Source organism: Flavobacteriales bacterium, from assembly GCA_013001705.1.
Lineage (GTDB): Bacteria > Bacteroidota > Bacteroidia > Flavobacteriales_D > JABDKJ01 > JABDLZ01.
In genome coordinates, this window is the sequence record JABDLZ010000123.1 from 1 (window position 1) to 5,798 (window position 5,798).

The window sequence follows — 5,798 nt, forward strand, 5'->3', positions numbered from 1 at the left end:
TGTCATAGGGGTTCCTGTGAGAGACTGCGATATGTAGTACTTGTATAGGCACCTTATAAAACGCAAAACTAACCCAAGGCAGGTCATCTGTTCAAATTGATATCTTCCAGCCCTCCATGTGCGGCATAAACGGTTTTATAGATACAAGGATCGGAGAAGAGGAATCCCGGAATATCCTGGACGATATGCTGCGGGCCACCCACCACCGTGGTCCTGACTACACAGGTACCTATCATCATCGAGCGGTGCACCTTGGCCACAATCGGCTGAGCATCATCGATCTGAGCGATGAAGCCAATCAACCCTTCTTCTTGGATCACCTGGTGATGGTGTATAACGGTGAGATCTATAACTATCTGGAGATCAAGAAGGAACTGGAAGGGCTTGGTGTACATTTCACTACACAGAGCGATACCGAAGTCCTCTTACGCTCCTATCAGCAGTGGGGACCTGATTGCGTGCAACGGTTCATGGGTATGTGGGCCTTTGCCATCTATGATACCGAAGAGGAGCGACTATTTGCCAGCCGGGATAGATTCGGGATCAAACCCTTCCATTATATCCATCGCGGGGAGAGCTTCTGTTTCTCTTCCGAGTTCAAAGCCTTGAGAAGGTCTCCGTCCTTCGATACTACGGTGGATCAACGCCAGGTGGCTCTGGGCTTACAACTGGGAATGGTCTATCACCAAGAGTCCACCTATTGGCAATCGGTCAAGAATCTACCGGGTGGACATAACCTGATCTTCCAAAAAGGAAGTCTCAAGGTCTGGAGATACTGGGATGTCACTGAATTCGCAACGGATGAACGGTCTTTTGAAGAGAAGGCCGAAGAGTTCAGAGAGCTCTTTCTCCAATCAATCCGCCTTCATTTGAGAAGCGATGTTCCGCTGGGCACATGCCTCAGTGGTGGCATAGACAGCTCGAGTATCGTGTCATCGGTATGTCACCTGTATCCTGAACAGGAATTGCACACCTTCTCCGTCTACTATGATCAAGAAGGATACGATGAACGGAAGTGGATGCAGGAGGTGGTGAAGAAATATCCGCAGATCAGTCCTCATTACTTCAGTCCATCCGATGCTGAGCTGGATGAACATCTAGAGAAATTCTTATCGGTACAGGAGGTTCCCATAGCTGGGAGCAGTCCATTCTCCCAGTATTTCCTCATGCGATTGGCCAAGGACTGTGGAGTCACGGTGACCTTGGATGGTCAAGGTGCTGATGAATATCTGATCGGCTATATGCACGCATTTCCGCGCATCATTGCAGATCACCTACGCAAGGGTAGGATAGGAGCGGCCATGAGTGAGACCCAAGCACATCGTAAGGTCAGTGGGATGAGACAAAAAGGCTTGATCGACCTGGGTATGAAGACCATGGCCTCGCTCCTAATGGATGAACCCCGATTGTCAGAGCTGGCCATGCTAAGAGCCTTGCCCTATCTCATGAAAGAGGACTACAAAGCTGACGAGCCCGGCAATGCAGCCCAAAGTCGGACCTATAGCCAACATCACACCTTGGCTTTCCATTCCACCTTACCCACCTTGCTTCACTATGCAGACCGGAATTCCATGGCCTTCAGCATCGAATCTCGCGTACCTTTTCTGGACCATAGATTGGTAGAGGCAGCTTTCAAGATGAAAGTCACCGATCATGTACATCAAGGCGTGACGAAGTCGGTCTTGAGAAGAAGCATGCGTGGTATCATTCCCAAGGCCATCGAGGAGCGTAAGGATAAAGTGGCTTTTAAAACTCCAGGAGATATCCGATGGCTACGCGGGCCTCTGGGTCATCTGCTTGAACCGGTCGATGGGCTATTCGATATCCTGGATCGATCCCGCACGATGGGATACCTGAACGAGTTCCAACAAGGCGATGACCGATATGGAAAACTCATCTGGCGGGTAGCGATGTTGAATCACTGGCTTGCTCGGCAGTGAGGATGACTTGCTCGACTTAGGCCTCCTGAAGGTCAGCTAAGATTCCTCGAACGATGCTCGTCTGATTTTTTCTGGAGAACTGAGCGATGCGTCCCGCATCACCTCCTTCTCTGGGAAGAGCTTCTTTCCAGGCTCCATAATGGCCACGAATGGCCTCTGTGATCCCTGTGCTATCCGTGTAGTCATACATGGGGATGTTCTTAGCCCTTCGGAGGATCTCTGCTGCGTCTCCATCGCTCGGGCCGATAGCGAGGATAGGGGTGCGGCTTGCCAGATATTCAAAGAGCTTGCCCGTGATGATCAGTTTGTTATTGGAAGCTTTGGGGATGATGAAGAGCAGGAGTTCAGCTCCTTTCATGTAGCCTACCGCTCTCTCGTGGTTCACTGGCTCGATCGACTGGATCAGCTCGGAACGATCTTGACTCGCCAATCTGTCCAGTAGACCTGGATCCTTATTCCCGATCAATTGCAGTCTCACCTCTTGCTGGAACCCATCGATTTCTCGAACGCACTGAGAAAGTGCCCGATTGAATGCTTCAACTTCTTGGTTGGGTTTCAGATTACCGATATACCGGATAGTAAATGTGTCCTTCTCACGGATAGCATCCGTGAGCATGTCGGCATCATCGTAGCCATTGAATACGACCGAAATGCCTTTTGCTCGATTCTCGAATTCCCGTTTCATTCCCTCACTGACCACGGTCACGTGATCAGCCTCGCTCAAGACTTGAGTCTCCAAGGCTAGGTGTTTCTTGCGGGTGGCATCAGTTAATGGAAAGATGTCATGATAGTGGATATTGACCCAGGGGTCCCGAAGGTCGGCTATCCAAGGGAGTTGGAATTTCCGTTTCAATTCCAGTCCGATCATGTGGGTACTGTGTGGTGGTCCGGTCGTGATGATATGCGTGACATCGCTCCGACCGATGATTTTACTTGCAGCATTAAGTGCATAGTTCTTCCAGAATCTACGGGCGTCTGGGATCAACCAATTGGCCCTCACCCATATGGCCATTCGCTTGAACAAAGAGGCATTGGAGTCCAGACCGATCATGCCTACACTGGATCCTTTGCCTTTCTTGCCTTGTAATGCATTGAATATTCCAAAAGGCTCTATCGTTCGAGTCTTGATGACATGGATGTCTGGGTGCAGTTCTTCTTCCAGACTGTGGTCGATCGCAGGGTAGGAGCCGTTGCGCACGGTGATCACCGTGACTCGGGTACCTGATTCGATCAGGTGATTACACATCTTCACCCATCGCTGGACCCCGGGCCCACCGGCCGGAGGCCAATAGTAGCTGAAGACCAGGACGTGCATTGGACTCATGAATCTATAGGCACTTCTTCCTTGCTTCGAAATGTCTTGAACAGACCGAATCCAAGCAGCAGAACAAGAATGATAGTACTTGCCAGATTGATGGTATTGCCCTTCTTGATCACGGGTGGTTCAAAACTGAACTCGATCGTATGCTCTCCAGCTGGAACCTCCATTCCACGAAGCACATAGTTCACCCTCACATGTTCTTTTTCCTGCCCATCGAGGGTCGATGTCCAACCGGGTTGATAGTAGATGTCAGAGAATACCACAAAAGCATCGGTGCTACTCTGAAAGTCGAAGCGTAAGAAATTAGGTTCATACACCTCGAGTGAGATAGTCGCAGTACTGTCCACTGTCCAAGAAGTGTTACCCACACGGTCCGTGAAGCGCTTATCCATGACCGCTTCGCTCGAAGCATCGAATGAATCGAGTTCCACCATTTCAGCATCCGCATCCTCCACCACGATGAGCTCATTGACGAACCAGGCATTGCCCAGGGCTCCTGGATTCCTGATAGCCCGTACTTGCCCGTCCTGCGTCTGCTGGATGACATACTTGGTATTGAGCATGTCTATCACCTCGGTATTTCCTGTAGCCAATTGCCGCTCGATCAAGTCCTGATACCTTCTCAGCTTGGCCCCATGATATCCGCCTATGGACTTGTGGTAATAGGAGGTGATACCATCCTGGTCTAGGCGTCTGGTGGTGTTATATACTCTGAAATAGGGATCGGGGTCCTGCAATATCTGCTGATCGGCCGGAGTGGCCTGTATGGCATTCTCAGTTCTGCGCTTGGACTGGAAGGCGTCTTCATCCAGATAGCGTCTATTCACACTCCACATGTCTGCCAGAATGATGACTCCGAGAATGATGAGTGCATAGCGCGTCTTGAGTTTATCTTTTATCAAAGTCCATAGCACGGCAGATCCAAGGAGGATGAGCAATAGACTTCGTAGAACATCTGCCTTGAAGATGGAAGAACGTGCCGCCACGATATCCGTCATCAATCGATCGACCTGATTCGCATTATAGCCTGCCCCTTCGAGTTGTTGAGCCAGGTTGACCTCTTCGCCTGTTTTGTAGAAATCGGTGAAGGTCCCCGGAGTGATATACATCAAGAGAAGAACAAGCGCTAAGCCGCCCGCACTTGCATACAGCATCTTGAGTTTCTTGGAGCTGTCTTCTTCCTTCAGTAAGCTATGAAGACCGAGCACAGCAAGGATGGGTAAAGCCAATTCAACAATGACAAGGGTCATGGAGACCGCTCTGAACTTGTTGTACGCGGGGACATTCTCCAAGAAGAAATCGGTCAGAGGCATGAAATTCTTCCCCCATGCCAGCATGAGTCCGAGCACAGTCGCGACAAGTAGCCCCCAGCGCATAGGACCTTTTGCCATGATCAGTCCCAATAGGGCAAGCAGGATTACAACGGCACCGGCATATACAGGACCCGAGGTGAAGGGTTGATCTCCCCAATAGCGATCTACTCCACGCGAGATGGTCTGTCGATTGGCTCTCGAGACTGCTTCTAGCGCACTTTTGTCATTCCCAATGGCACCGGATGCACCTCCTTTGAACTCAGGCACGAGCAGGGTCCAGGATTCCCCAATGCCATAACTCCAGGCCGTGGCATAGTCTTTATCCAGACCTGAAGTGTTGTTGTCAGAGGCTGCTTCAGAGAGTTCTGAAGGCCCGCGTATGGTGAATTCGGAATATTCCAGCGTGGAGAGATAGCGGGAGGCATTCATTCCAAAACCGATGGCACACGCTGCGATGAATAGGAGTGAGGCCTTGGCCAAGTGATTGAGTGCTCCCTGTCGAATGGCATCTACCAGAAAGAAGATTCCCAGACATAGGATGAGGATCCCCGTGTAGTACGTTATCTGAGGGTGATTACTGAAGAGCTGTAATCCAAAGGCCAGGGCAGTGATCACCGTACCCCAGAGATACCTGCGATGAACGAAGAGCAGAACGAAACCAGCTATGACCATGGGAGCATATCCGATGGCATATGCCTTGGAGGTGTGGCCTGCTTCTAGGATGATGAAGAAGTACGATGAGAAAGCATAGGCAACACTTCCCAGAATCCCCAGCAAAGGGTCCACTTTGAGGCTCACCATCAGGATGTAGAATCCGATGAGGTATAGGAAAAGGGTCCCCATACCTTGTTTCACGCCCAGTTTGAATACCGTATCGAGGCTCCGCAGGATCGGCTGCGCATGTCGCACACTGATCTGATAGGCCGGCATACCTCCGAACATCGAATTGGTCCAATAGGGTTCTTCTCCGGTATTCTCGCGATAGTCCTTGATCTCTTTGGACATCCCTTTGAAATTGACGATGTCGGACTGGAGCAATCGCTTGCCTTGTAGCTCTGGAGCAAAGTAGGCTGCGCTCAAGGCAATGAAGACACCTAAGGCGATGAGGTGTGGGCGGAGGGTCTTGAAGTCGATTCCGTTCATTATCGAGAATGGGTCTTTAAGTGGAGCAAGATAGGAAGATGGTCACTGTATCCTCCATAGTACCTAGGTCCACCATAGGTC

At 50.5% G+C, this 5,798-nt stretch carries 3 protein-coding genes; 1 reads left to right on the forward strand and 2 read right to left on the reverse strand.

Translation table 11 applies throughout. From position 1 onward, the window contains the following. Positions 1 to 116 precede the first annotated feature (116 nt). Positions 117 to 1,940 carry an asparagine synthase (glutamine-hydrolyzing) gene (asnB, locus tag HKN79_05210; GenBank protein NNC82955.1) on the forward strand — a complete coding sequence of 608 codons (1,824 nt, stop codon included), beginning with the start codon at positions 117 to 119 and terminating at the stop codon, positions 1,938 to 1,940. Positions 1,941 to 1,956: 16 nt separating this feature from the next. On the opposite strand, the gene HKN79_05215 is transcribed toward asnB, so the two are convergent. Next, positions 1,957 to 3,255 carry a hypothetical protein gene (locus HKN79_05215; GenBank protein NNC82956.1) on the reverse strand — a complete coding sequence of 433 codons (1,299 nt, stop codon included), beginning with the start codon at positions 3,253 to 3,255 and terminating at the stop codon, positions 1,957 to 1,959. A gap of 5 nt (positions 3,256 to 3,260) precedes the next feature. Further along, complete coding sequence (locus tag HKN79_05220; protein NNC82957.1) at positions 3,261 to 5,717, reverse strand: YfhO family protein; 2,457 nt, start codon at positions 5,715 to 5,717, stop codon at positions 3,261 to 3,263. Positions 5,718 to 5,798 lie beyond the last annotated feature (81 nt).

Excerpts from the sequence above, each read along its gene's own strand:
- asnB (NNC82955.1), top strand. The coding sequence starts at position 117 with ATGTGCGGCATAAACGGTTTTATAGATACAAGGATCGGAGAAGAGGAA.
- HKN79_05215 (NNC82956.1), bottom strand. The coding sequence starts at position 3,255 with ATGCACGTCCTGGTCTTCAGCTACTATTGGCCTCCGGCCGGTGGGCCC.
- HKN79_05220 (NNC82957.1), bottom strand. The coding sequence starts at position 5,717 with ATGAACGGAATCGACTTCAAGACCCTCCGCCCACACCTCATCGCCTTA.